Annotated in this window: 26 protein-coding genes; 11 read left to right on the top strand and 15 right to left on the bottom strand. The window is 63.3% G+C overall.

Translation table 11 applies throughout. The features are described 5' to 3' along the window. The first annotated feature begins 5 nt into the window (after window positions 1-5). Together CAG34_RS07095 and CAG34_RS07090 are read left to right on the top strand one after the other, a co-directional pair. The gene (locus CAG34_RS07095) at window positions 6-293 is read left to right on the top strand and encodes a DUF2782 domain-containing protein (protein ID WP_013970316.1); all 288 of its coding nucleotides are present in this window, start codon (window positions 6-8) and stop codon (window positions 291-293) included. Window positions 294-362: 69 nt separating this feature from the next. Further along, a complete protein-coding gene (locus CAG34_RS07090) occupies window positions 363-1,313 on the top strand; it encodes a homoserine kinase (RefSeq protein ID WP_025337222.1) in 951 nt (316 codons plus the stop codon). 112 nt (window positions 1,314-1,425) lie between these two features. Here CAG34_RS07090 and CAG34_RS07085 read toward each other — a convergent pair whose 3' ends face one another. Continuing rightward, window positions 1,426-2,382: a zinc ABC transporter substrate-binding protein ZnuA gene (locus tag CAG34_RS07085; protein WP_085588935.1), complete on the bottom strand. Its 957-nt coding sequence runs from the start codon at window positions 2,380-2,382 to the stop codon at window positions 1,426-1,428. Between the two features lie 18 nt (window positions 2,383-2,400). Between CAG34_RS07085 and zur the strand changes: the two genes are divergently transcribed. From zur to CAG34_RS07065, 4 genes are all read left to right on the top strand, one after another. Further along, window positions 2,401-2,886 carry a zinc uptake transcriptional repressor Zur gene (zur, locus tag CAG34_RS07080; protein ID WP_025337220.1) on the top strand — a complete coding sequence of 162 codons (486 nt, stop codon included), beginning with the start codon at window positions 2,401-2,403 and terminating at the stop codon, window positions 2,884-2,886. Then, on the top strand, window positions 2,883-3,659 hold the full coding sequence (znuC, locus tag CAG34_RS07075; protein ID WP_085588933.1) for a zinc ABC transporter ATP-binding protein ZnuC: 777 nt from the start codon (window positions 2,883-2,885) through the stop codon (window positions 3,657-3,659). The genes zur and znuC overlap by 4 nt, the downstream gene beginning before the upstream one ends. After that, window positions 3,652-4,434 (top strand): zinc ABC transporter permease subunit ZnuB, encoded by a 783-nt coding sequence (gene znuB / locus CAG34_RS07070; RefSeq protein WP_085588931.1) that lies wholly within the window; start codon window positions 3,652-3,654, stop codon window positions 4,432-4,434. The genes znuC and znuB overlap by 8 nt, the downstream gene beginning before the upstream one ends. A gap of 127 nt (window positions 4,435-4,561) precedes the next feature. Then, the gene (locus CAG34_RS07065) at window positions 4,562-5,269 is read left to right on the top strand and encodes a PA5502 family lipoprotein (RefSeq protein ID WP_046615275.1); all 708 of its coding nucleotides are present in this window, start codon (window positions 4,562-4,564) and stop codon (window positions 5,267-5,269) included. A gap of 114 nt (window positions 5,270-5,383) precedes the next feature. Here the strand turns inward: CAG34_RS07065 and katE are convergent, their stop codons facing one another. Beyond that, entirely contained in the window at window positions 5,384-7,519 is a 2,136-nt protein-coding gene (katE, locus tag CAG34_RS07060; RefSeq protein WP_085588929.1) for a catalase HPII, read from the bottom strand. A 226-nt stretch (window positions 7,520-7,745) separates the two neighbouring features. Between katE and CAG34_RS07055 the strand changes: the two genes are divergently transcribed. The 3 genes from CAG34_RS07055 to CAG34_RS07045 all read left to right on the top strand — a co-directional run bounded on the left by CAG34_RS07055 (window position 7,746) and on the right by CAG34_RS07045 (window position 10,259). After that, a complete protein-coding gene (locus tag CAG34_RS07055) occupies window positions 7,746-8,753 on the top strand; it encodes a methionine ABC transporter ATP-binding protein (RefSeq protein WP_003256960.1) in 1,008 nt (335 codons plus the stop codon). Then, window positions 8,753-9,424 carry a methionine ABC transporter permease gene (locus CAG34_RS07050; RefSeq protein ID WP_013970307.1) on the top strand — a complete coding sequence of 224 codons (672 nt, stop codon included), beginning with the start codon at window positions 8,753-8,755 and terminating at the stop codon, window positions 9,422-9,424. Before CAG34_RS07055 ends, CAG34_RS07050 begins: the two co-directional genes overlap by 1 nt. 64 nt (window positions 9,425-9,488) lie before the next feature. Next, complete coding sequence (locus CAG34_RS07045) at window positions 9,489-10,259, top strand: MetQ/NlpA family ABC transporter substrate-binding protein (protein ID WP_085588927.1); 771 nt, start codon at window positions 9,489-9,491, stop codon at window positions 10,257-10,259. 210 nt (window positions 10,260-10,469) lie between these two features. Here the strand turns inward: CAG34_RS07045 and CAG34_RS07040 are convergent, their stop codons facing one another. The 5 genes from CAG34_RS07040 to CAG34_RS07020 are packed head-to-tail and all read right to left on the bottom strand — an operon-like array spanning window position 10,470 to window position 14,353. Next, on the bottom strand, window positions 10,470-11,102 hold the full coding sequence (locus tag CAG34_RS07040; protein WP_085588925.1) for an SCO family protein: 633 nt from the start codon (window positions 11,100-11,102) through the stop codon (window positions 10,470-10,472). After that, the gene (gene cyoE / locus CAG34_RS07035; protein WP_085588923.1) at window positions 11,099-11,992 is read right to left on the bottom strand and encodes a heme o synthase; all 894 of its coding nucleotides are present in this window, start codon (window positions 11,990-11,992) and stop codon (window positions 11,099-11,101) included. Before cyoE ends, CAG34_RS07040 begins: the two co-directional genes overlap by 4 nt. Further along, window positions 11,977-13,056: a heme A synthase gene (locus tag CAG34_RS07030; protein ID WP_085588921.1), complete on the bottom strand. Its 1,080-nt coding sequence runs from the start codon at window positions 13,054-13,056 to the stop codon at window positions 11,977-11,979. The genes cyoE and CAG34_RS07030 overlap by 16 nt, the downstream gene beginning before the upstream one ends. Before the next feature lie 9 nt (window positions 13,057-13,065). Continuing rightward, entirely contained in the window at window positions 13,066-13,647 is a 582-nt protein-coding gene (locus CAG34_RS07025) for a hypothetical protein (protein WP_025337212.1), read from the bottom strand. Next, on the bottom strand, window positions 13,616-14,353 hold the full coding sequence (locus CAG34_RS07020) for an SURF1 family protein (RefSeq protein WP_085588919.1): 738 nt from the start codon (window positions 14,351-14,353) through the stop codon (window positions 13,616-13,618). The genes CAG34_RS07025 and CAG34_RS07020 overlap by 32 nt, the downstream gene beginning before the upstream one ends. A 63-nt stretch (window positions 14,354-14,416) precedes the next feature. Here CAG34_RS07020 and CAG34_RS07015 point away from each other — a divergent pair, with 63 nt between their 5' ends. Further along, window positions 14,417-14,620: a twin transmembrane helix small protein gene (locus tag CAG34_RS07015; RefSeq protein WP_003258925.1), complete on the top strand. Its 204-nt coding sequence runs from the start codon at window positions 14,417-14,419 to the stop codon at window positions 14,618-14,620. Window positions 14,621-14,719: 99 nt separating this feature from the next. Here CAG34_RS07015 and CAG34_RS07010 read toward each other — a convergent pair whose 3' ends face one another. From CAG34_RS07010 to coxB, 4 genes are read right to left on the bottom strand one after another with little or no spacing between them, the layout of a single operon-like run. After that, a complete protein-coding gene (locus CAG34_RS07010; RefSeq protein WP_003258926.1) occupies window positions 14,720-15,607 on the bottom strand; it encodes a cytochrome c oxidase subunit 3 in 888 nt (295 codons plus the stop codon). Between the two features lie 16 nt (window positions 15,608-15,623). Continuing rightward, window positions 15,624-16,190, bottom strand: a complete 567-nt coding sequence (locus tag CAG34_RS07005) for a cytochrome c oxidase assembly protein (RefSeq protein WP_015268464.1) — start codon at window positions 16,188-16,190, stop codon at window positions 15,624-15,626. A 10-nt stretch (window positions 16,191-16,200) separates the two neighbouring features. Further along, the gene (ctaD, locus tag CAG34_RS07000; protein ID WP_015268463.1) at window positions 16,201-17,790 is read right to left on the bottom strand and encodes a cytochrome c oxidase subunit I; all 1,590 of its coding nucleotides are present in this window, start codon (window positions 17,788-17,790) and stop codon (window positions 16,201-16,203) included. Between the two features lie 43 nt (window positions 17,791-17,833). Further along, on the bottom strand, window positions 17,834-18,961 hold the full coding sequence (gene coxB / locus CAG34_RS06995) for a cytochrome c oxidase subunit II (protein WP_015268462.1): 1,128 nt from the start codon (window positions 18,959-18,961) through the stop codon (window positions 17,834-17,836). A gap of 369 nt (window positions 18,962-19,330) precedes the next feature. Between coxB and CAG34_RS06990 the strand changes: the two genes are divergently transcribed. Then, window positions 19,331-19,972 (top strand): hypothetical protein, encoded by a 642-nt coding sequence (locus CAG34_RS06990; protein WP_043935172.1) that lies wholly within the window; start codon window positions 19,331-19,333, stop codon window positions 19,970-19,972. Window positions 19,973-20,103: 131 nt separating this feature from the next. On the opposite strand, the gene CAG34_RS06980 is transcribed toward CAG34_RS06990, so the two are convergent. The 4 genes from CAG34_RS06980 to CAG34_RS06965 all read right to left on the bottom strand — a co-directional run bounded on the left by CAG34_RS06980 (window position 20,104) and on the right by CAG34_RS06965 (window position 26,100). After that, window positions 20,104-21,636: a SulP family inorganic anion transporter gene (locus tag CAG34_RS06980; protein ID WP_085588915.1), complete on the bottom strand. Its 1,533-nt coding sequence runs from the start codon at window positions 21,634-21,636 to the stop codon at window positions 20,104-20,106. Between the two features lie 191 nt (window positions 21,637-21,827). Continuing rightward, window positions 21,828-22,547, bottom strand: coding sequence for a carbonic anhydrase (locus CAG34_RS06975; protein ID WP_085588913.1), 720 nt, complete (start codon window positions 22,545-22,547; stop codon window positions 21,828-21,830). Between the two features lie 422 nt (window positions 22,548-22,969). Next, a complete protein-coding gene (locus CAG34_RS06970) occupies window positions 22,970-24,028 on the bottom strand; it encodes a PA0069 family radical SAM protein (RefSeq protein WP_085588911.1) in 1,059 nt (352 codons plus the stop codon). Between the two features lie 77 nt (window positions 24,029-24,105). Further along, on the bottom strand, window positions 24,106-26,100 hold the full coding sequence (locus CAG34_RS06965; protein ID WP_085588908.1) for a M3 family metallopeptidase: 1,995 nt from the start codon (window positions 26,098-26,100) through the stop codon (window positions 24,106-24,108). Window positions 26,101-26,128 lie beyond the last annotated feature (28 nt).

The raw sequence follows: 26,128 nt of genomic DNA, 5'->3' as shown, positions 1-26,128 counted from the left end.
TTATCATGCGTACACTCAATCGCCTGTTACTGCTCGGTCTGTTGGCCACCATGCCTGTCGTCACCCTGGCGGCGGACGACGCCCCCTCGGCCGATCCCGAGGTGACCATTCGCACGGAAGGCGACAAAACCATCCAGGAGTACCGGCAGAACGGGTTCCTGTATGCGATCAAGATCACGCCGAAAAACGGCAAGCCTTATTTCCTGGTACGCGCCGATGGCTCTGATGGCAATTTCATTCGATCCGACCAGCCGGACATGCTGATTCCGTCCTGGAAGATCTTCGAGTGGTAATCTGACGCGCACCGTTCACATCAACCCGGCACTTCCCGGCGGAAGTGCCCGTATGGGCAAATTTTCATCATGTCAGTCTTCACCCCCGTGACCCGGCCTGAGCTGGAAACCTTTCTGGCGCCGTACGCGCTGGGTCGTCTGCTCGATTTCCAGGGCATCGCCGCCGGCACCGAGAACAGCAATTTCTTCGTCAGCCTCGAACAGGGGGAGTTCGTCCTGACGCTGATCGAGCGCGGGCCCAGCGAGGACATGCCGTTCTTCATCGAGCTGCTGGACACTTTGCACGCAGCCGACATGCCGGTGCCCTATGCGATACGCGACCGCGACGGCAATGGCCTGCGCGAGCTGTGCGGCAAGCCGGCGCTGCTGCAGCCACGGCTGTCGGGCAAGCACATCAAGGCACCGAACGCCCAGCACTGCGCCCAGGTCGGCGAGCTGCTGGCGCACATTCACCTGGCTACCCGCGAACACATCATCGAGCGCCGCACCGACCGCGGCCTGGACTGGATGCTGGCCTCGGGTGCCGAGCTGCTGCCGCGCCTTACCGCCGAGCAAGCCGCGCTGCTGCAGCCGGCGCTGGATGAAATCAGCGCGCACAAGACACAGATCCTGGCCCTGCCACGGGCCAACCTGCATGCCGACCTGTTCCGCGACAACGTGATGTTCGAAGGCACCCACCTGACCGGTGTGATCGACTTCTACAATGCCTGTTCCGGGCCGATGCTGTATGACATCGCCATCACCGTGAACGACTGGTGCCTGGATGAACACGGCGCGATCGATGTGCCACGCGCCCAGGCATTGCTGGCGGCCTATGCGGCGCTGCGGCCGTTCACCGCCGCCGAAGCCGAGCTGTGGCCGGAGATGTTGCGGGTAGGCTGCGTGCGCTTCTGGCTGTCGCGCCTGATTGCAGCGGAATCGTTTGCCGGGATGGATGTGATGATCCACGACCCGAGCGAGTTCGAAGTGCGTTTGGCGCAGCGTCAGCAGGTGGCGTTGCACCTGCCGTTTGCCCTCTAGTCCAGCTTCTGCTTCTTCGCGGGCATGCCCGCTCCCACGGGGATAACACAAACCTCAAGGTTGTCGTTGTACCTGTGGGAGCGGGCGTGCCCGCGAAGAGGCCGGTACAGGCTTACAACTGCTCCAGGCACCCAACCAGGTCGCCACTCAGCTTCTCCAGCAAGCGCTCATAGCCCTTGCCATCCACCGGGTCGGTACCGCCCAGGGCATCCAGCTCGGCCAGGCGAACCGGCAGCCCGGCGGTCAAGGTCTCGGCCAGCCTCGGCCGCAGCGGCGGTTCGCTGAACACACAGGTCTTGCCCACTTCCTGCAGGCGCTTGCGCATGGCTGCCACGTGCTGCGCACCCGGCTGCACCTCGGACGCCACGCTGAACACCCCGGTGTGCTTCAGGCCATACTCGGCCTCGAAATAGTCGAACGCTTCGTGGAACACGAAGTAAGGCTTACCGGCAATCCCGGCCACCCGCGCCTTGATCCGCCCATCCAGTGCGTTCAGGCGTTCGTCGAAGGCCTTGAGGTTGCTCTGGTAGCGCGCCGCATTGGCCGGATCGATCTGCGCCAGGTCAGCCGCCATTTTCGCTGCAATCACCCGCGCGTTGACCGACGATAGCCACAGGTGCGCGTCCAGGCTGCCCGGGCGGTGGTCGTGGTCGTGGTCGTCGTGGTCTTCTTCCTCGTGGGAATGGCTGTCCTCGCCAAAATGCCGCAGCTTCATGCCCGGTAGCGCCTGCACGGCCACCGTGGCCTTGCTGCGATTGCCCAGTACCCGCGGCAGGAAGCCCTCCATGTCCGGGCCGATCCAGTACAGCAGGTCGGCATCGCCCACCCGCCGTACGTCGGACGGGCGCAGCGCGTAGTGGTGCGGCGAAGCACCCGGCGGCAGTAATACCTCGGGGTTGCCAACACCATCCTGCACGGCGGCGGCAATCTGCTGCAGGGGTTTGATACTGGTCAGCACGCGCACGTCGGCCTGGGCGGAAAATGCGATGAAAGCGACAAAAAGGACTAGGAATCGGGACACGGTGAATACTCGAGTCGTCAGAAACAGGTAACATAATAACGTCTCCATCCAGAACCGTCGCTGCCCATGTCCATCACGCCGCTGGCCAACCGTCCTCACGATCATTCCCATTGCGTACACAGCGCACTGGCTGAAGCCGACGCCTTGTGCACCCGCCAGGGCCTGCGCCTGACCGCGCTGCGCCGTCGAGTGCTGGAACTGGTGTGGCAAAGCCACAAGCCGCTGGGCGCCTACGATATCCTCGCCGTGCTCAGTGAGCAGGACGGCCGCCGCGCCGCGCCCCCCACGGTGTACCGTGCGCTGGACTTCCTGCTGGAAAACGGCCTGGTGCACCGCATCGCCTCGCTCAACGCCTTCATCGGCTGCAGCCACCCGGAACACCTGCACCAGGGGCAGTTCCTGATCTGCCGAGCCTGCCATGTGGCCATCGAGCTGGAACAGGACAGTATCAGCGACGCCATCATCAGCAGCGCCAAGGGCGTGGGCTTCACGGTCGAGACCCAGACGGTGGAAGTAGTCGGCCTGTGCAGCAATTGCCGGAGCGCGGCATGAGCGATGCACTGATCCGCCTGGAGCAGGTCGGCGTCACCTTCGGTGGCGAGGCGGTGCTCGACAGCATCGACCTGTCGGTCGCACCTGGCCAGATCGTCACCCTGATCGGTCCGAACGGCGCGGGCAAGACCACCCTGGTGCGCGCCGTGCTCGGCCTGCTCAAGGCGCACCGCGGCAAGGTATGGCGCAAGCCGAAACTGCGCATTGGCTACATGCCGCAAAAGATCCAGGTCGATGCCACGCTGCCGCTGTCGGTGTTGCGCTTCTTGCGCCTGGTGCCCGGTGTAGACCGCGCGGCAGCCTTGTCGGCGTTGCAGGAAGTGGGTGCCGAGCAGGTCATCGACAGCCCGATCCAGACCATTTCCGGCGGCGAGATGCAGCGCGTGCTGCTGGCCCGCGCCCTGCTGCGCGAACCCCAGCTGCTGGTGCTTGACGAGCCGGTGCAGGGCGTAGACGTGGTCGGCCAGACCGAGCTGTACAACCTCATTACCCGCCTGCGCGACCGCCACGGCTGCGGCGTGCTGATGGTTTCCCACGACCTGCACCTGGTGATGAGCGCCACCGACCAGGTGGTGTGCCTGAACCGCCACGTGTGCTGCTCGGGCCACCCCGAGCAGGTCAGCGGCGACCCGGCATTCGTCGAGCTGTTCGGCCAGACCGCCGCACCCAGCCTGGCCATCTACCACCACCATCACGACCACAGCCACGACCTGCACGGCTCGGTGGTCGCCCCTGGCACCCATGTTCACGGAGCGCACTGCAAGCATGGCTGATTTTCTTCTCTACGCCCTGCTTGCCGGTTTGTCCCTGGCGCTGGTGGCCGGCCCACTGGGCTCCTTCGTGGTGTGGCGGCGCATGGCCTATTTTGGCGACACCCTGTCCCACGCCGCCCTGCTCGGCGTGGCCCTGGGCTTTGCCCTGGACGTCAGCCCGGCGCTGGCGGTAACCGTGGGCTGCCTGTTGCTGGCAATCTTGCTGGTGACCTTGCAGCAACGCCAACCGCTGGCCTCCGATACCCTGCTCGGCATACTCGCCCCCAGCACATTGTCGCTGGGCCTGGTGGTGCTGAGCTTCATGCATGATGTACGCATCGACCTGATGGCCTACCTGTTCGGCGACCTGCTGGCCATCAGCACCACCGACCTGGCCTGGATCCTCGGCGGCAGCGCGCTGGTGTTGCTGCTGCTCACTGCGCTGTGGCGGCCGTTGCTGGCAGTCACCGTGCACGAAGAGCTGGCCATGGTCGAAGGCCTGCCGGTGGCCGGGCTGCGCATGGCGCTGATGCTGCTGATCGCGGTGGTGATTGCCGTGGCCATGAAGATCGTCGGCGTGCTGCTGATCACCTCGCTGCTGATCATTCCTGCCGCTGCGGCGCAACGTCACGCCCGTTCTCCCGAGCAGATGGCCCTGGGCGCCAGCCTGCTGGGCGTGACCGCAGTATGCGGCGGCCTGGCCATGTCCTGGTTCAAGGACACCCCCGCCGGCCCGTCGATCGTGGTCTGCGCGGCGGTGCTATTCTTGCTGAGCCTGGCCCTGCCAAAACGCTGAAAAACAGGGCGCGTGAAGGCGCGCCCTGCAACCTTTTCGCACGTAAAGGGTCTGTAAGACTTGTTTTCGAGCGTGCGCACCTGGGTGTAGACTTGCTCGCTTTTTGCGCAAATAGAGAGTCGCAGGAATGAAGCCGTTCGCCTCCCGTTATCTGCTTGTTGCCGCGTTTTCCCTGTTCCTGGCTGCGTGTTCCAGCGCGCCGGTCGAACAGGCCACCGCACCTGCCCAAGCCGATGCCTGGCAGCAGTTGCAACAGAACATCGCCAGCAACGAGCTGGCCACCGCCGAAGACCAGCTGGCAGCCCTGCAGGCCCAGGCGCCGGATGACGCGCGCCTGGAGCAATATCAGCGCCAGCTTGCCGAAGCCTACCTGCAACGCAGCCAGATCTTCCTGCAGAAGGGTGATGTGAACGCTGCCGCCACCGCCCTGGCCCGTGCCCGCGCGCTGATGCCGCAAGCCCCGGCGGTGACTGGTGGCGACGCCGTGACCCAGGCGCGCAAGGCCGAACTGGAGAAGGCTGAAGCGGCGCTGAAAGCGGCCGAGGCCAAGCCCAAGGCGCGCATCATCGACCCGGCTGCACCGAGCACCGTCGTGGCCTTGAAGACCACCGACAGCCGCGCCATGCGTCGCCAGCTGGATGACATTGCCGCCGATGTGGTGAGCTACCAGTGCGATGTGGTGTTCCAGGTGCCGCGCACCGAGGATGCGCCTTGGCTGAAGACCTTGCTGGAGAAGCGCGTGCGCAAGATCGACAGCGGGTTCGAGCTGAAGCAGAAGCACGAGATTCAGCGGTCGCTGCCGGCGCAGGTAGTTCTGGTTCCGCATCAGCAATAAGCCTCCCGGGCCCTATCGCCGGCAAGCCAGCTCCCACCTCGACCGCACCAATTTCAAGCCTGGTGCAGTACCTGTGGGAGCTGGCTTGCCGGCGATGGGCTGCAAAGCAGCCCCTTAGGCAGGCACAGCCTCCGCAGCCGCCTCCCGCTCCCACACCCGATGCCCCTCTACCGCTTTGACGAAGGCATCCACGGTCTTCTGCTCATCCCCCAGCAGCAACCCCTTGTCTTCTTTCAGCCCCAAGCTGCCCAAAAGCTCTTTGGTCAACACCATCGCCTTCAGGTGCTTGTAGCCCTCCAGCAGGAAATGCTTGGCCAACCCGCTGGTCGCCAGCGCATCGGTCGAAGCCTTGCCACCCGGCACGACAATTCCGTCGAACATGATCGATGGCATCCCCTCCATGGAAGCATCCACCGGCAGTTGCTTGCCGTCCGCAGCCTTCACCGGTGCTGAGGTCGGCCCCAGGAGCAATGGCCGGGCACTGTGTGCTTCGAGGGCCTTGACCAACTTGTCCACGCTGGCAGCGTCTACGCCATCTGCTACCAGCACGGCAATCTTGCGCCCCTTGATGCCAACCGAACCCGGGTGGTTCATCTGGCTCAGGGCAGGCGACTGCGCAAGCTGGCTTCCCTTCACTTGAACAGTGCCCGCGCTCGGAGCAGGCAAACCGAGGTTGGCAGCAACCGCAGCCGCCAGCTTCAGGTCGATGTTGGCGAGAATCTCATTCACTTCCCGAGCACGGATCGTCTCCCGCTCCACCTTGCCCAGTTCAAAGCTGTAAGCCTTGATGATGTGCTGCTGCTCGGTCGGGCTCATGCTCTGGAAGAACAACCGCGCCTGCGAGAAATGGTCGCCGAACGAATCGCTGCGCTGGCGGATCTTGTGTGCATCGATACGCTCCTGGTAGCTCTCGAAGCCGCCATCCTGCGCGGCTGGTGGCGTTTCCTTCGGCCAGCCACCGTCGATGGAATTGGGCTCGTAGGATGCGCGACCTTTGTGAACCACATGCTGATGCAAGGCGTCACGCTGGTTGTTGTGGTTAGGAGCGACGGGGCGGTTGACGGGGATCTGGTGGAAGTTGGGCCCGCCCAGGCGGCTAAGCTGCGTGTCGGTGTAGGAGAACAGCCGCCCCTGCAGCAAGGGGTCGTTGGTAAAGTCGATACCAGGCACGATATGACCTGGGCAGAACGCCACCTGTTCCACTTCAGCAAAGAAGTTGTCCGGGTTGCGATTCAGGATCATCTTGCCCAAAGGTGTGACCGGCACCAGTTCTTCCGGGATTATCTTGGTCGGGTCCAGCAGGTCGAAATCAAATTTGTGCTCGTCAGCTTCCGGCACAATCTGCACACCCAATTCCCATTCAGGGTAATCGCCCGTCTCGATAGCCTCCCACAAGTCGCGACGCTGGAAATCAGCGTCCTTGCCTGCCAGCTTCTGCGCTTCGTCCCATAGCAAGGAGTGCACACCCTGGCGCGGCTTCCAGTGGAATTTGACGAAACTGGCTACGCCCTGGGCGTTGATCAGGCGGAAGGTATGCACCCCGAAACCTTCCATCATCCGCAAGCTGCGCGGGATAGCTCGGTCCGACATCGCCCACATGACCATATGGGCCGACTCCGGTACCAGCGAGACGAAATCCCAAAAGGTGTCATGGGCCGAAGCGCCGGTCGGGATCTCGTTGTGCGGCTCTGGCTTTACGGCGTGGACGAAATCCGGGAATTTGATCGCATCCTGGATGAAAAACACCGGCATGTTGTTGCCCACCAGGTCGAAGTTGCCTTCATCGGTGTAGAACTTGACCGCAAAGCCCCTCACGTCACGCACGGTGTCGGCTGAGCCACGCGGGCCCTGTACCGTGGAAAATCGCACGAACACGGGCGTGATTTTCTCCGGGTCCTGCAGGAAGCCCGCCTTGGTCAGCTCTGCGTGGTTGCCATAGCTCTGGAAATAGCCATGCGCCCCCGTCCCTCGCGCATGCACGATGCGCTCAGGGATGCGTTCGTGGTCAAAGTGCGTGATCTTCTCGCGCATGATGAAATCTTCGAGAAGCGAGGGGCCTCGATCTCCGGCCTTCAGCGTGTTCTGGTTGTCAGCGATGCGCACCCCCTGGTTGGTGCGCAGCGCATGACCCGTCGCATCGCTACGGTCAGCCTCCAGGCTCTGTAACTTGGCGTTGGTGTTGGCCCGGTCCGGGGTCTGGGTGCCAGCGGCCTCGCTGTGCTTCGGCGCGTCCGTGTTCTTGCTGGGCATGGTCGGCTCTCCTCGTCAGTCTTCAGGCGTACCCGTTTCGGGCTTGTGCAAGTAGTGACCGGGAGGCTTTGCCGAGCGTTCAATCAGGATTACCGGTTGTCGCGATATGCCCGAAGGATTGGTGCATTACGAAATAAATGCTAAGAACAGCTATGGGAAAAGGCTAAAATGCGCGACCCCAGCCAACCGCTGACCCAAATTCCATGCGCCCCACAAGGTTCGCTACGTGATCGAGTTCCAACAGGTACACAAGACCTACCGCGTCGCCGGTAGGGAAATCCCCGCACTGAATCCGACCAGCCTGACCATCGAAGATGGCCAGGTGTTCGGCCTGATCGGCCATTCCGGCGCCGGCAAGAGCACCATGCTGCGCCTGATCAACCGCCTGGAAGAGCCTTCCGGCGGCAAGATCATCGTCGACGGCGAAGACGTTACCGCGTTCAACGCCAGCCAGCTGCGCGGTTTCCGCCAGCAGGTCGGGATGATTTTCCAGCACTTCAACCTGCTGGCCTCCAAGACCGTCGCCGACAACGTTGCCCTGCCACTGACCCTGGCCGGCGAGCTGTCGCGCAGCGAAATCGACAAGCGCGTGACCGAGCTGCTGGCCCGCGTCGGCCTTTCCGACCACGCCAGAAAGTACCCGGCGCAGCTGTCCGGTGGCCAGAAGCAGCGCGTGGGCATCGCCCGCGCCCTGTCCACCAACCCGAAGATCCTGCTGTGCGACGAGGCCACCAGCGCCCTCGACCCGCAAACCACCGCCTCGGTCCTGCAATTGCTGGCCGAAATCAACCGTGAGCTGAAGCTGACCATCGTGCTGATCACTCACGAAATGGACGTGATCCGCCGGGTCTGCGACCGCGTGGCAGTGATGGACGCCGGCCAGATCGTCGAGCAGGGCTCGGTGGCCGAGGTGTTCCTGCACCCGCAGCACCCCACCACCAAGCGCTTCGTCCAGGAAGACGAGCAGGTCGACGAAGGCGAGCAGCGGGACGACTTCGCTCATGTGCCGGGCCGTATCGTGCGCCTGACCTTCCAGGGCGACGCCACCTATGCGCCGCTGCTGGGCACCGTGGCCCGCGAAACCGGTGTGGACTACAGCATCCTCGCCGGGCGTATCGACCGCATCAAGGATGTCCCCTATGGCCAGCTCACCCTCGCCCTGATCGGCGGTGACATGGAAGCGGCGTTCGCCCGCTTCAAGGCAGCTGACGTACATATGGAGGTACTGCGTTGATGGACGCCCTGAATTTCTTTGCCAACGTCGACTGGGCCGAAATCTGGCTGGCCAGCGTCGACACCATGATCATGCTGTTCGGCTCGCTGTTCTTCACCGTGCTGCTCGGCCTGCCGCTGGGCGTGCTGCTGTTCCTGTGCGGGCCGAAACAGATGTTCGAGCAGAAGGGTGTGTATGCGCTGCTGTCGCTGATCGTCAACATCCTGCGCTCGCTGCCGTTCATCATCCTGCTGATCGTGATGATCCCGATCACCGTGCTGATCACCGGCACTTCGCTGGGCGTCGCCGGCGCCATTCCGCCGCTGGTGGTAGGTGCCACGCCGTTCTTCGCGCGCCTGGTGGAAACCGCCCTGCGTGAAGTGGACCGCGGCATCATCGAAGCCACCCAGTCGATGGGCGCCACCACCCGCCAGATCATCACCAGCGCACTGCTGCCGGAGGCCCGCCCGGGCATCTTCGCCGCCATTACCGTGACCGCCATCACCCTGGTGTCGTACACCGCCATGGCCGGTGTGGTCGGTGCCGGCGGCCTGGGCGACCTGGCCATCCGCTTCGGCTACCAGCGTTTCCAGACCGACGTGATGGTCGTCACCGTGGTGCTGTTGCTGGTACTGGTTCAAGTCCTGCAGAGCGTGGGCGACAAACTGGTCGTGCATTTTTCCCGTAAGTAACCCCAATGGGGTCGGCCCGGCCGACCCGTTCGGGGGCCGTCGCGGCCCTCACAAGGAGTGATCAATGAAGAAGCTGCTTGCTGTTGTCGCCGCTGTCGCGGCCTTCTCGGCCCACGCCGAGTCCCTGACCGTTGCCGCTACCCCGGTACCGCACGCCGAGATCCTCAACTTCGTCAAACCTGCACTGGCGAAAGAGGGCGTGGAGCTGAAGGTCAAGGAATTCACCGACTACATCCAGCCGAACGTGCAGGTGGCCGAAAAGCGCCTGGACGCCAACTTCTTCCAGCACCAGCCGTACCTGGATGAGTTCAACAAGGCCAAGGGCACCAACCTGGTGAGCGTTGCCGGCGTGCACATCGAACCGCTGGGCGTGTACTCGGCCAAGATCAAGAAGCTGGACGAGCTGTCCTCCGGCGCCACCGTGGTCATCCCCAACGACGCCACCAACGGCGGCCGCGCGCTGCTGCTGCTGGACAAGGCCGGTGTGATCAAGCTGAAGGACAACAAGAACATCCTGTCCACCGTGAAGGATGTTGCCGAGAACCCGAAAAGCCTGAAGTTCCGTGAGCTGGAAGCAGCCACCATCCCGCGCGTGCTGACCCAGGTCGATGCTGCCCTGATCAACACCAACTACGCGCTGGAAGCCAAGCTGAACCCGGAGAAAGACGCTCTGGTCATCGAAGGCAGCGACTCGCCTTACGTGAACATCCTGGTTGCCCGCCCGGACAACAAGGACTCGGACGCCATGAAAAAGCTGGCTGCTGCGCTGCACTCGCCTGAGGTGAAGCAGTTCATCAACGAGAAGTACAAAGGCGCTGTGGTTCCGGCGTTCTGATCCGAAATCCCCGGGGCCGCTTTGCGGCCCATTCGCCGGCAAGCCAGCTCCCACAGGTACAGCGCCAGCCTCAGGCCCTGTGAGGTCCCTGTGGGAGCCGGCTTGCCGGCGATTTGCCCTGGCAGGCAAACCATGAGGACCGAGACGTACGCCGGACTTTGTGGGAGCGGCCTTGTGTCGCGATAGGCCTGCGCAGCAGGCCCAAAAATCTCAATCCCGCTTCACAAGCCCGGGCAACTGCGCCACCAGCTTCTGGTTGTTGAACGGCGCCCGAATGAACCCGCGCTGACGCCCATCCGGCCCCACAACCGCAAGGTTGCCGCTGTGATCCACGGTATACCCCGGCTTGCTGGTATCGGCCGGAATGAACGGAATGCTCAAGGCATTGGCCAGCTTCTGGGTATCCTCGATCGACCCCGCCACCCCGACGAAATCCTTGTCGAAATAACCCAGGTACTGCTTCAGCTGGTTCGGCGTGTCGCGGTTCGGGTCAACGCTCACCAGCACCACCTGCAGCCGGTCGACGGCCTCCTTGGGCAGCTCGCTCTTCACCTGGCGCAGCTGGGCCAGGGTGGTCGGGCAGATGTCCGGGCAGTAGGTGTAGCCGAAGAACAGCAGCGACCATTTGCCCTTCAGGTCATCCAGTTGCACCGGCTGGCCGTCCTGGTTGGTCATGGTCACGTCGGCCACGGTACGGCTCTGCGGCAGCAGGATGATGCCGGCATCGATCAGCTCGGTGGGGTTGAGCTGGTCGCGGCCATTGAGCACCTTGTTGACGGTCAGGCCCAGGATCAACGCGACCAGGGCAACGAGGATGAAGACGGTTTTCTGGGTTCGGGTCATAGGTTCAGCAACAGGTAGTGGTCGAGGAGCAACGCGATGAACAGCGCGAACAGGTAGCCGATAGAGTACTTGAAGGTGCCGATCGATGCGTGCGGCCGGCTGCCACGGTACAACACCCAGGCCCATTGCAGGAAGCGCAGGCCCAGCACCAGGGCGCAGGCCAGGTACAGCGGGCCGCTCATGTGGATGGCGTACGGCAGCAGGCTCACCGCCAGCAATACCAGGGTGTACAGCAGGATATGCAGCTTGGTGTAGCGCTCGCCGTGGGTCACCGGCAGCATCGGGATATCGGCCTTGGCGTATTCCTCCTTGCGGTGGATGGCCAAGGCCCAGAAGTGTGGTGGGGTCCAGGCGAAGATGATCAGCACCAGCAACAGGGGCTCGGCGCTGACATGGCCGCTGACCGCCACCCAGCCCAGCAACGGCGGGGCGGCGCCAGCCAAGCCACCGATGACGATGTTCTGCGGCGTGGCGCGCTTGAGAAAGCCGGTGTAGAGCACCGCATAGCCGAGCAGGGAAGCCAGTGTCAGCCAGGCGGTGATGGCGTTGGTGAACACCAGCAGCAAGGCCATGCCCAGTAGCGCCAGCGCCAGGGCAAACAGCAGCGCCGGCAGCGGCTCGACCCGGCCCTGGGCCAGCGGCCGCTTGTGGGTACGCGCCATCAGCGCGTCGATGCGCCGGTCCACCACATGGTTGACCACCGCCGCGCCGCCTGCACAAAAGCCGATGCCTAGGTTGCCGAACAGCAGCACGCTCCAGCTGACACCCGCACGGGTGGCAAGGAACATGCCCGCCAGCGAGGTGATCAGCATCAGCACCACCACCTTGGGCTTGGTCAGCTCCAGGTAGTCACGCCAACTGGCCCTCCGTGCGCTCAGAAGCGTCGCCACGAATCATTCCTCATGTGGTGGGAGATGCCCACGCCAGCCACGGGCCGCAGGCGCCAGCCATGGCCGACACCCACGCGAACCTTGTCGACCACACGGATGCGGTAGTTCACCAGCACCATGCTCAGCAGCAACAGCGCCCCACCAGCGTTGTGCGCCACGGCCACGGCCAGCGGCAGGTGCAGCAGCACATTGCTGATGCCCAGGCCGACTTGCACCACCAGCGCCAGCAGCACCAGCCGCGCTAGGCCGGGGAGGCCGCAGCGGTGCAGCTTCCAGCTGAGCATCAGCAGCACGCAGCTCACCAGCAATGCGCCCAGGCGGTGGCTGATGTGGATGGCCGTGCGCGCATCACTGTCCAGTTGCCCGCCCAGGTAATTGGGCCCGACGTGCTGGGTCAGGTGGAACCCGTTGCTGAAGTCCGCGGCCGGCCACCACTGGCCGTGGCAGGTGGGCAGGTCGATGCAGGCGACGGCCGCGTAGTTGGCACTGACCCAGCCGCCCAGGGCGATCTGGCCGATCACCACCAGCAAGGCCAGCGCAGCGATCCGACGAAGGCTCAATGGCAGCTTTGGCAAGGGCGCAAAGGCCCGGGACAGACGCAGGGACAACAGGAACAACAAACTCAGGGTAGTGAAGCCGCCGAGTAGATGCGCGGTGACCACCTGCGGCCACAGCTTGAGGGTGACCGTCCACATGCCGAAGGCTGCCTGGGCCAGCACCACGCCCAGCAGCAGCAAGGGCAGGCGGTAAGGCTGGCCATCGCGGGCATGCCGGCGCAGCGCCTGCAAGGCGAGCAGGGCGATCACCATCGCCAGGGTGCCGGCGAAATAGCGGTGGACCATCTCGGCCCAGCCCTTGGCGGCTTCCACCGGGTGTTCGGGGAAATGCAGCTCGGCATGAGCCAGTTGCGCCTCGCTCTTGGGCACGCTGATGAAGCCGTAGCAACCCGGCCAGTCCGGGCAGCCGAGGCCGGCGTGGGTCAGGCGGGTATAGGCACCGAGCAGGACGACCAGCAGTGCCAGCAAGGTGGCGAACACAGCAAGGCGGAATCCGGGTCTGGCCATGGCAGGCTCCTAGCCGATGTTGGACAGCTTGAGCAGGTGGCGCAGGTCGTCCAGCACATGCTTGCCGTTGACCTTGGCGTCGTAGCGCAGCACCAGGTTGCCGTGTGGGTCGACGATCCACAGCTGCGGGCCGGCCTCGCCGACCTTTTGCAGGTAGCGTTGCGCATCCAGCGGGTAACGCTGCAACTGTGGGTATTCGCGGCCGAGCAACGCCTGGTAGTCGGCACTTGCCGGCTGGGCGGCCGCCAGGGCATGGCTGGCACGGCTGGCATCACGGCCCAGGCCGACCTGGATCTGCCGGGCCAGGTACACCAGCCGCTGGCAATCCTCGGCACAGGCTGTGGGTGTGCTCACCAGCAGCTGCCAGCGCTCGTCCTGGCCCGCCACGCCGATATCGGAAAGGCTCTCACCGTTGCCGATCATCACGCCGTGGTAGCTGCGGCCGTCCGGCACCCAGAACTTGAGCTTGTACATGCTGGTGGCCAGAACCATCGGCCCGAGCACCACCAGCAGAATCAACAGCAGCTGCAAACGCCCGCGGGCTCTGGGTTTGCTACGTTCAGGCACTTCCAGTGGAGTGGCGGTGGCCATGGCGTTTCTCCTTGTTGTGGTGCCAGCCGAAGTAGAGGTAGAGCAGTACCAAAGTGGTTGCCAGGGCAAACCATTGCACGGCGTAACCCAGGTGTTTTTCCGGGCCCATGGCAACGACCGGCCAGTCCAGGCGATAGGTCGCCGGGCCGGGTTCCAGGCGCAGCTCATGGGCGAAGCCTTCGCGATCGAGCTGTTGCCATAGCTGCGCGGCATCCACGGCAGTCAGCAGGTGCGGCCATTGGCCGCCTGCAGGGTCGGGGTGCAGCTGGAACGTGCTGCCAGGCGCGACATACACCGAAGCGTCCAGCGCCAACGCCTGGGCAGGGGTATCGAAATGCACCGGCACGCGGCGGTCCGGCCAGGGCAGCCAGCCGCGGTTGACCAGCAGCCACACGCCGCTGGCCTGATCATGGAAGGGTTGCAGCAGCTCGACACCGGCCTGGCCATCACGCATGCGGTTGTCCAGCAGCAGGCTGTGCTCGGCGTCGAAGCGGCCATAGAGATGCACGCGGCGGAAGGCATTGTCCTGGTTCGCTGTCAGCTGGCCCGTGGCCACGGGCGCTTCGACCCGCCGCTCGGCATAGGCGGCCAGCAGCACGCGCTTTTCCTCGGCACGGCCGAGTTGCCAGCAGCCAAGCGCGATCAGCCCCGGCAGCAGCGCAAGCACCACCAGGGTTGGTACCCAGCCCGGACGAAACGGCCTCATCGGAGCCTCGTCGGGCCGATCGCTATACTTATCCACATCACCGCATCCCCCCGGAGTATCGCCATGCTCAAGGCCGCGATTGTCCTGATGCTGTTGGCCACGATTGCCAGCCTGTTCAGCGGCCTGGTGTTTCTGGTCAAGGACGATGAAAACTCGACCCGTTTACTGAAAGCGCTGACCGTGCGGGTGACCCTGGCGGCGCTGACCATCGGCCTTGTCGCCTGGGGCTTCATCAGCGGTCAGCTCGTATCTCACGCCCCTTTCTGAAGTTTCCACCTGACCCTGTGGGAGCGGGCATGCCCGCGAATGCGATGTTGAATGTACCGACGCATTCGCGGGCGCGCCCGCTCCCACAGGGTTCTCTATTCACAGCACATAGACAAAGATGAACAACCCCACCCACACCACATCGACGAAGTGCCAGTACCAACTGGCCGCCTCGAAACCAAAGTGTTTCTCCGGGTTGAAATGCCCGCGCAAGATGCGCACGAACATCACGATCAGGATGATCGTGCCCAAGGTCACGTGGGCGCCGTGGAAGCCGGTGAGCATGAAGAACGTCGCGCCGTAGATACCCGACCCCAGCGTCAGCCCCAGCTTGGTATAGGCCTCGTGGTACTCGTAGGCCTGCAACGCGATGAAGCTGGCGCCCAGGACGATGGTCAGCGCCATCCAGAATTTCAGCGGGCCACGGTGGCCGCGACGCAGGGCATGGTGGGCGATGGTGATGGTCACGCTGGAGCTGACCAGCAAGATGGTGTTGATCAGCGGCAGGTGCCACGGGTCGATCACTTCCTTGGGCGGCGGGAACAGTTTCGGGTCGGGCGTGTGCAGCAGCGGCCAGGTGAATTCGAAGGTCGGCCACAACATGTGCGCAACACCCTTGGCCCCTTCACCGCCCAGCCACGGCCCGGCCAGCACGCGCACGTAGAACAGCGCACCGAAGAAGGCCAGGAAGAACATCACCTCGGAGAAAATGAACCAGCTCATGCCCCAGCGGAACGAGCGGTCCAGTTGCGGGCTGTACAGCCCCGCGCGGCTCTCCCGCACCACCGAACCGAACCAGCCGAACAGCATGTAGGCCAGGAACAACGCGCCGATGAAGAAGATCAGCGGCCCGTGCGACTCGGGGTGGCCGGCCTTCATGTCGTTGAACCAGGTACCCAGGCCGAACACCGTGATGAACATGCCGATGGTGGCGATGATCGGCCACTTGCTCTGAGCCGGAACGTAGTAGTGCTCATGACTTGCCATTGCTGTTCTCCTTCCCTTAGCGGGCGCCCTGGACGTCCTGGGCCGCGACATGCGCGACCGGCGGGTGGCGAGCGGTGATGTCGAACAAGGTGTAGGCCAGTGTCAGGTGCTTCACGCTGGCCGGCAGGTCGCGGTCGACGATGAAGCGCACCGGCATCTCGATGCGTTCGCCGGGCTGCAGCACCTGCTGGGTGAAGCAGAAGCACTCGGTCTTGTGGAAGTACGCCGCGGCCTCGGCCGGGGTGATGCTGGGGATGGCTTGCGCACTCATCGGCCGGTCGGTCGGGTTATGGGCGATGAAGATCATCTGGTTCACCGCACCCGGGTTGACCTCCAACTGGTCGGCGGTGGAGTAGAAGTCCCAGACCATGTCGCTGGCATTGGTCGACATGAACTGCACCCGCACCGAACGCGTCGGGTCGCTGACCTGGCTGCCTTCGTACTGCCCTCCGGTCTTGCCGTTGATGCCGAAGGCCTTGCACATCACGTCATAGATAGGCACCAGGGCGAAGCCGAAGGCGAACATCACCACCGTCAGCATCAACAGGCGCAACACCAGACGTTTCAGCGAAAGGCCGTTCATGGCACGGTTCCTATTTCACTTCCGGTGGCGTCTGGAAGGTGTGGTAGGGCGCAGGCGAAGGGATCGACCACTCCAGGCCCTCGGCGCCATCCCATGGCTTGGCCGGTGCCGGCGCGCCGCCGCGGATGCACTTGATGACGATGAACAGGAAGAAGATCTGCGTGGCGCCGAACATGAACGCGCCGATCGACGACACCATGTTGAAGTCGGCGAACTGCAGGTTGTAGTCGGGGATTCGCCGTGGCATGCCGGCCAGCCCCACGAAGTGCATGGGGAAGAAGGCCATGTTCATGCCGACGAACGATAGCCAGAAGTGCAGCTTGCCAAGGGTTTCGTCGTACATGTGGCCGGTCCATTTCGGCAGCCAGTAGTAGGCCGAGGCGAAGATGCCGAAGATCGCCCCAGGCACCAGCACATAGTGGAAGTGCGCCACCACGAAGTAGGTGTCGTGGTACTGGAAGTCTGCCGGAGCGATGGCAAGCATCAACCCGCTGAAACCGCCGATGGTGAACAAGATGACGAAGGCGATGGCGAACAGCATCGGCGTTTCGAAGGTCAGCGAGCCTTCCCACATGGTGCTGACCCAGTTGAACACCTTCACCCCGGTAGGCACGGCGATCAGCATGGTGGCGTACATGAAGAACAGCTCGCCGACCACGGGAATACCGACCACGAACATGTGGTGGGCCCAGACGATGAACGACAGGAAGGCGATGGCGCCGGTGGCGTACACCATCGAGGTGTAGCCGAACAGCGGCTTGCGCGAGAACGCCGGGATGATCGAGCTGACCGCGCCGAAGGCCGGCAGGATCATGATGTACACCTCGGGGTGGCCGAAGAACCAGAACACGTGCTGGAACAGCACCGGGTCACCACCGCCGGCGGCACTGAAGAAGCTGGTACCGAAGTGGATGTCCATCAGCATCATGGTCACGACGCCGGCCAGCACCGGCATCACCGCAATCAGCAGGAATGCGGTAATCAGCCAGGTCCAGACGAACAGCGGCATCTTCATCAGGGTCATGCCCGGGGCGCGCAGGTTGAGGATGGTGGCGATCACGTTGATCGCGCCCATGATCGAGCTGATGCCCATCAGGTGGATGGCAAAGATGAAGAAGGTGACGCTGGCCGGCGCGTAGGTGGTGGACAGCGGGGCGTAGAAGGTCCAGCCGAAGTTGGGCCCGCCGCCCGGGCTGAACAGGGTCGAGACCAGCAGCAGGAAAGCCGCCGGCAGCAGCCAGAAGCTGAAGTTGTTCATCCGCGGCAGGGCCATGTCGGGCGCGCCGATCATCAGCGGGATCATCCAGTTGGCCAGGCCGACGAAGGCCGGCATCACCGCACCGAACACCATGATCAGGCCGTGCATGGTGGTCATCTGGTTGAAGAACTCCGGCTGGACGATCTGCAGGCCGGGCTGGAACAGTTCGGCGCGGATCACCATGGCGAACGAACCGCCGAGCAGGAACATGATGAAGCTGAACCACAGGTACATCGTGCCGATGTCCTTGTGGTTGGTGGTCAGCACCCAGCGCATCAGGCCCTTGGCCGGGCCGTGCGCATGGTCATGGCCGTGGGCGTGGTCGTCGATCACTGCACTCATGTCCTGTCTCCTGCAATCCATTGATTGCCGCGAGTAACCCGGTTCATTGCGCTTCTGCCTGCTTCAGCGCCAGCACGTCCTTCGGCGTGACCATGTCACCCTTGTTGTTGCCCCAGGCGTTGCGCTCGTAGGTGACCACGGCGGCGATGTCGACTTCCGAGAGCTGCTTGCCGAACGCGGCCATGGCAGTACCGGGCTTGCCGTGGAAGACGATGCCCAGGTGGGCTTCCTTCGGCCCGGTGGCGATCTTCGAGCCCTTCAGCGCCGGGAACATCGGCGGCAGGCCCTGGCCTTCGGCCTGGTGACAGGCCACGCAGGTGGTGTGGTAGACCTTGTCACCACGTTCCACCAGCTCCTCCAGGGTCCATTCCTTGCTGGTCAGCTCCTTGAGCTTGGCAGCTTCGGCCTTGCGCTCGCCCAGCCAGGTGTCGTAGTCGGCCTTGGACTTGACCTCGACCACCACCGGCATGAAGCCGTGGTCCTTGCCGCACAGCTCGGTGCACTGGCCGCGGTAGATGCCGGGCTTCTCGATACGGGTCCAGGCTTCGTTGACGAAGCCGGGGATGGCATCACGCTTGACCGCGAAGGCCGGCACCCACCAGGAGTGGATGACGTCGGCGGCAGTCACCAGGAAACGCACCTTGGCGCCCACCGGCAGCACCAGCGGCTGGTCGACTTCGAGCAGGTAGTGCTCGTCCTTGGGTGCCTTGTTGTGGATCTGCTCGGTGGGGGTGGCCAGGTTGCTGAAGAACTCCACGTCCTGGCCCAGGTATTTGTAGTGCCACTTCCACTGGTAGCCGGTAACCTGGATATCGATGTCCGACTCGCTGGCATCGTAGATGTCGATCAGGGTCTTGGTGGCCGGGATGGCCATGGCCACCAGGATCAGGAAGGGGACCACGGTCCAGAGGATTTCCACCCAGGTGTGCTCGTGGAAATGCGCAGCCTGCTGGCCGGTGGAACGGCGGTGGATGACCATGGACCAGAACATCGCGCCAAAGACAACGATGCCGATGATCACGCAGATCCAGAAGATGGTCATGTGCAGGTCGAAGACGGCGTTGGAGACTTCCGTCGCCCCTGGGTGCATGTTCACGGTCCAGGCGGCGTTCGCCTGACCAAAAACCGACCACAACAGGAGGCCCATCCAGACATGTGGATGTCGCATCATTGCGGGTTCCCCTTCTCGTTCTTGTAGTCCCGGAGGCGTGGCCTGCGGCAAGAGGGAACGGTGGTCAAGACTGCCTGGCTTCGACGACCGAGCCCCTGCTAAAAGCAGTTGGGCCTCATCAACGAATCACGTTCACCGGGAGTATAGACAGCGACCAACGGCACGCAACGAAGGCCGTGAAATGAACTTCATGAAAGGGCCGAACGCCCTGAAAACCGCGCGCTTGATAGGGTATGGCGCAATAATGGCATTTCGATATGCCTGAGCATGCACACGTTTGCGCGACTTATAACAAATGCGTCTTAGGTATTCTGTATACCGAGCTAATTTAGTGTCTTCCGTTTGAAACGTAATGTCCCTGGAGTTGTCATGAACATCGCTGCTGTACGCGAGCAGGTAAGCCAAGCCCATCAACACGAAGGCCAGACCGGCCAACTGAAAAAGCGTCTCGAGCTGCAACTGCCCCACCTGCACCCCTCGATCCAACTGCCTGAGCAGGACGCCCAGGGTACTTTGGCGCGCTTCGTCAGCGCCTACATCGACCAGGTTCCGGAACTGCTGGAGGCCGCCCATGAGGTCGCCCGCGAGGCCGGGATCGAATCGCAGATCAAACCTGTACTGAAAATCGCCGAAGCCTACTTCCTGCAGCCGCCCAGCGTGATGCAAGGGCATGTGGGCCTGGACTGCCTGCTGGATGAGGCCTACCTGGCGCACCGCCTGGTGGAAGAGGTGAACGACCTGTACATCCGTCACTTCCAGCAACCGTTGATCCCGGTCGACACCACCGTCGCCAACCTGATTGCCCACCAGTTGATCGGCGAGACGTTTGCCAACCAGCTGGATGAAGTGGTGCACCACTCGGTGGATGAAATGTTGAATGATGAAAGCTTCGCGGTGGAATCGGTGGAGGCCTACCGCGAGAAATTGAGCAGCCCGGAAACAGGCGCGGCATGGAAGCGCTGGCCGTGCCTGTCACGGCAGCTGGGGGTGGAGCTGGGCCAGCCGGCCTGAAGTTCCTGTCCCGGCCTCTTCGCGGGCACGCCCGCTCCCACAGGGAAAGCACATGCCTTGATGACTGTGGATTACCTGTGGGAGCGGGCGTGCCCGCGAAAGGGCCGGCTCATGCAGCAAAGATTCCGGCTCTAGGCCCCAACCCCGGCCGTAGTCCGCATCCGCCCCTCGATCCGCCGCTTCAAGCGCCGCTGCTCGATCAGCAACCGCGACCCATTTGCTGAATTACTGCGGCCCCAATCTTCAAGCAGCTCAAGGCACGAGTGGTCGATATAGCTCAGGTTACCCAGCGGCACATGCAGCGTGGTCCCCGCCGGCACGCTATCCAGCACCTGGGTCAGCGCCGGCACCTTGAGGAAGGTGGCCGCGCCACTAAGCCGCAATTCCATGTGCCCAGCCTTCTCCAGGCTGACCAGGTTGATCTTCAACCGCGCCGCCTTCAGTGCCAGCTTCAGCAAGGTCAGGGCAAAGCCCAGCAATACGCCAGTCAGCAAGTCGGTAAAGATGATCGCCAGCGCCGTCGCCGCGTAGGTGAACATCGGCATGCGGCCATAGCGGCCCAACCCACGAAACGCCTTGAAATCCACCAGTTTGACCCCGGTAAACACCAGCACACCCGCCAGGCTCGCCACCGGGATCTGCTGCAGCACGCTGCTCAGCGCCACCACGAACGCCAGCAGCCACAAGCCATGGAAGATCGCCGAAGCCCGGGTCTGAGCACCCGCCTGCACATTGGCCGAGCTACGCACGATCACCCCGGTCATCGGCAACGCGCCGAGCACCCCGCACAGCATGTTGCCGATGCCCTGGGCCGACAGCTCACGGTCGAAGTCCGAACGCTGGCCGCTGTGCATGCGGTCAACCGCAGCAGCCGACAACAAGGTTTCGGCGCTGGCGATGAAGGCCAGGGCAAAAGCGGCGACCAACAGGGTAGGGTCGGCCAGTTGCATCAGATCACCAGGGCGGATCCAGTCGATGGCCTCGGACAGGTCGGCCGGCACCTGTACGCGGTTCACCGGCAAGGCCAGCCACATGCTGATGGCCGTCATGGCCGACACGCCCAGCAGGGCACCCGGGACGAAGCGCAGCCGCTGCGGCCGCAGGCGCTCCCAGCCCCACATGATGGCGATGGTGCCCAGGCCCAGCGCACCGGCCATCCAACCGGAGCCGGCGCTTTCCTGCGGCAGGGCCGCGGCCACGGTCGCCGGGAACTCCAGCAGGTTCTGCATGCCGGATGGTTGCGGCGCGGTGTCGAACATCACATGCACCTGCGACAGCACGATCAGCACGCCAATCCCCGCCAGCATGCCGTACACCACCGCCGGCGCGGTAACCCGGAACCAGCAGCCCAGGCGCAGGCGCCCGGCCAGCAACTGCAGCAAGCCGGCCAGCAGCAGGATCGGCCCGAGCATGGCCATGCCATGCTGGCGTACCAGCTCGAACACCAATACCGCCAGGCCGGCGGCCGGGCCACTGACCTGCAGCGGCGAACCGGCAAGGAAACCTACGACAATGCCGCCGATAATGCCGGTAATCAGGCCTTTGGCCGGCGGCATGCCCGAGGCGATCGCAATGCCCATGCACAACGGCAGGGCCACCAGGAAGACCACCACCGACGCCAGCAACTCACGCGGCAGGGCCGCTTTCAACTGTGTAATGTTCACCGTGTTTCTCCTTTCTCTGTCACACAGCCATTCCGCTGGCCGTGGGCACGTTTGCCCCTGACGAGCGCGCAGGCGCGGGCCGCCAGCGGGCGTGCCGGCAGGCAGTCAGGGAATTCAAGGCAGCCGAAGGCCGCGCCACACCCCTTCAGGGTGCAGCCGGCTATCAAGGTTCAAGCGGGTGGATGGGTCGCTTAGTAGCGGCCTCTCGGAGTAGCGCAGGGGACCGGCTCGCCAGCAGCCAGGGGCAGGAAGGTATCGCTGGCGGCGTCGTAGGCTTCGATCTTGCTGGTCTCGATGTCGTAGACCCAGCCATGGATGTACAGCTCACCGGCTGCCAGGCGCGAAGCCACCGAAGGGTGGGTGCGCAGGTGATGCAGCTGGGCGATGACGTTTTCCTTGGTCAGCACTTGCATGGTTTCGTGTTCGCTGCCGCACGAGCAGTTGTTCTCGACCACGGTGCGGGCCACTTCGGCGTGGCGCAACCAGGCGGACACGGTCGGCATCTTGGTCAGCGATTGCGGGTTGAGTACCGCGCGCATGGCGCCACAGTCGGAGTGGCCGCAGACGATGATGTGGTGTACGCCCAATGCCAGCACGGCGTATTCGATGGCGCTGGAAACGCCGCCGTTCATCTGGCCATAAGGCGGTACCACGTTACCGACGTTACGGGTCACGAACAGGTCGCCAGGCGAACTCTGGGTGATCAGCTCGGGGACGATGCGCGAGTCGGCGCAGGTGATGAACATGGCACGCGGGGTTTGCGCGGTGGCGAGCTTCTTGAACAGCTCTTGCTGCTCGGGGAATACGTCATGGTGAAAACGCAGGAAGCCGTCGACGATGTGCTTCAGGGCGGCATCGGCGCTCTCCGCGGGGACCTGCGGTACGACCTTGGATGGGTCCTTGACGGGCATGATTCATCCTCTTGACGGTTTGTAGGTAAATCCATTTTACCGGTGAAAGATTCTGGCTATGCAGGGATTTAGATGACACGCACGGGCCATAGATCACAGTCGGTGAAGACTGATTTCCTACGCTAGCGGGGAAAACTTAACTGAAACTTAATTCGAAGGCTCTAGAACGGGTGTTCCAGATAGGAAAGGCGGGTATTGGATAATAGCAAAAAAACATCAACTGCCAAGAGCCATTACTGCAATTATCAACTTGGATTAGTTGCATTGAGGGCTGGCAATGCGCCCCATGCGGGAACCCGGAACCTGCGCAGAACCTGTGGGAGCGGGCGTGCCCGCGAAGGAGGCAACTCGGTACATGGCACCGGCTGCGCCGGTGTTCGCGGGCGCGCCCGCTCCTACAAAGGCCGTGCTCTGCTCAAGCATCAGAACAGCGCCATCTGCCCCCCCGGCGGGCAAAACGCCGAACAATCCAGCGCCTGCGCTTCTCGCCCCTCGAACTCCAGCCGCTTCATGGCCTTGGCAAAGCGCTGCGCCAGCAACTCGGCAAACACGCCTTCACCGCGCATGCGCGCACCAAACCGGCTGTCATACAGTTCGCCGCCGCGACTCTGGCGGATCAGGCTCAATACATGCGCCGCCCGCTGCGGGTAATGGTCCTGCAGCCATTGCTCGAACAACGGTGCCACTTCCAGCGGCAGGCGCAACATCATGTAGGCTGCGCTCTGTGCACCTGCCTCCCTCGCCGCCTCCAGCAGCCGCTCCAGTTCACTGTCGTTGATCATCGGAATCATCGGCGAACACAACACGCCCACCGGCACTCCCGCCTCGCGCAACACGCGGATCGCCCGCAAGCGCGCCTTGGGTGACGCCGCACGCGGTTCCAGCACCCGTTTCAAGTCATCGTCCAGCGTGGTCAGGCTGATCATCACCCGCACCAGGCGCTGGCGAGCCATCTCGGCCAGCAGGTCGAGGTCGCGCAGCACCAGCGACCCCTTGGTGACGATGGTCACCGGGTGGCGAAAACGCAGCAGCACTTCGAGCAGGCGTCGGGTCAGCAGTTGTTCACGTTCGATCGGCTGGTACGGGTCGGTATTGGAACCCAGGTTGATCGGCGCGCACACGTAACCCGGTTTGCTCAGCTGCTGCGCGAGCACCTCGGCGGCGTTGGTCTTGGCAATCAGCTTGGTCTCGAAATCCAGGCCGGGGGAAAGGTCCCAGTAGGCGTGGGAAGGGCGGGCATAGCAGTAGATGCAACCGTGCTCGCAGCCACGGTAAGGGTTGATGGAGCGGTCGAAGGGCAGGTCGGGCGAGGTGTTGCGGCTGATCACCGACTTGGCCGTCTCTACCCGCACCTCGGTGCCCTGGGTTTGCGGCACCTCCTGGTACCAGCCGTCATCCTCCGCCACCGAATGGCTGGGGGCAAAGCGGTTGTGCGGATTGTGCGCCGTGCCACGGCCCTTTTGCGGTGCTGGAGGAATCATGGCCTACCCCGGATACTGTATTCATATACAGTATATTGCCTGCCTGACTCTTTCCAGCACCTCCGGTCAGCGCACCTTCACTTCAGGCCATGCCAACGCAGAAAGGGCCGCTGGCTCGACTGCCGGCCGAGGAACACCTCGATACCTTCACGCAACGGTCGGGATGCCCCTGGGGCAAGCAATGTCTCCTGCAGCGCCCGGCCTGTGGCCCGGTCCAGCAGGCCTTGGGCCTCGAAGCGGGTGAACAGGTCGAAGGCGTGCACGTCCGACCACAGATAGGCGTAGTAACCGGCATCGTAGCCGTTCACCAGATGGTCGAAGGCATGCGCCGGGTGCTCGAAATCGGCCAGGGGCCAGTAGCCACAATGCTCACGGGCATCGCCCAGGCGCTGCTCGAGGGACCGGCCATCGTTCGGCATGCCATGCAGGTCCAGGTCGAACAGCGCCATGCTCAGGTCGCGCGCGGTTTCTTCCACACCTTGCTGCCGCAAGCGGCGCAGGCACTCATCGACCCGGGTCCGGGAAAGTTTGCTGCCATCCTGGAGGGGCGAAGAGATCTCCACCAGGTAATCCGCGTCCCAGACCCAACGTTCGAGCAGCTTGCCGAACAGCTCCACGCCATCGGTACCGAGCTCGGTGACGTTGGACATCACGTGGTTGGTCGTGCGCACCAGCAAATGGTGCAAGGCATGGCCAAACTCATGGAACAGCTTGCGCAGTGACAGATGGTCCAGCAACGGCTGGCTACCCGGCAGCGCTGCAGGCACGTCGCTGTAGACCACCACCGAGGCCGCCTGGAAGATGCCCTCGGCATCGACCCGGCGGTTGCGAATGTAGGTGGTGAACACCGAGTCAGGTTGCTTGCCGGCATGCTGTACGGCGTCGAGGTACAGGAAACCGATCAAGGCGTTGTCCTGCCACACCTCGAACGGTTGCACGCTGTCATCCCAGGTAGCCAGCGGCTTGGCCAGCAGCGTTACGCCAAACAGATTTTCCGCCAACTGCTGCAATGCGCTGACCACGGCACTCAGCGGGAAGTGTTCGCGCAAGGCTTCGGTGGAAAGCACCTCGCGCGACGAGGCTTGCAGGTAGGCAATGTCCCAGGGTTGGACATTCCCCAGCCCTTTGGCTGCGGCCTGATGCTGCATATCTGCACGCCACTGCAGCACGGCCGGCCGCACATGGTCGGCCAGGTCATGAAGAAAGCCGCGCACCTGGGCAACCGAACCTGCGCTCTTCATCTGCAGGCTCTGCTCCAGATGGCTGGCAAAGCCGAGCAGGTGGGCCTTTTCTTCCAGCAGCCTCGCCAGTTGCTCCAGGTGCGAGCGATTATCCTGCTGTTGGCCGAGGCCGACGCCTCGGGTGTTATAAGCCCGGTACACGCGCTCACGCAGTTGCCGGTTGTCAGCATGTTTGAGCACGGCGTCGGTGGTCGCGCTTTCGCATGCAATCAACCAACCCGGCTCACCCGCCTCCTGTGCCCTTGTAGCCAGCTCGTCACGGATGCGTTGAGGTACACCGCTCAGTTCGGATTCATCCGTGATGCTCAGCCCTGGTCGGTTGATGTTGCTGCGAAACGCCTCCCGCGCAGCGCCAATCTGTTTCAGCAGTTCGGCGAGGCGCAGCTTGCCTGCAGGGTCGAGCGATGCACCACTGGAGGCGAACTTGCGCAGATGCCAGCGCAACGTGGCGCGTTTCTGGGCATCCAGCTGCTTGCCGATGTCGCTGTTGGCCAAGCGCTCATACAGGGCCTGCAGTGCGGAATTGGTGAACTTCTGTTCGAACCGCTCCGTGGCCTTGGCGAAGAAGTCGAAAATGGCACCGGCCCAGGCTTCGTCCCGACCAACCAATGGCGAGGCAGCATACAACACCGTCAGAAGCTGACTATCCAGCCCGTCCACCGCCAGCACCATGTCATCCCAGGTGGGCAGTGCCTGCTGGTCGCGGATGATGCGTTCGATGCCTTGCTCGTGCGCCAACAGCACGTGGTCGAAGGCAACTTGCATGTTTTGAAGCGTGATCGACGGATAATCGACGGGGATATGGCTATTTTGCAGAAGGGGGTTGTCCATGGTGCAACACCTTGCTCGTAGAGAAGAG

This window comes from Pseudomonas sp. B14(2017) (assembly GCF_002113255.1).
Classification (GTDB): Bacteria; Pseudomonadota; Gammaproteobacteria; order Pseudomonadales; family Pseudomonadaceae; genus Aquipseudomonas; species Aquipseudomonas putida_Z.
This window is presented reverse-complemented; position numbering and strand designations above follow the sequence as displayed.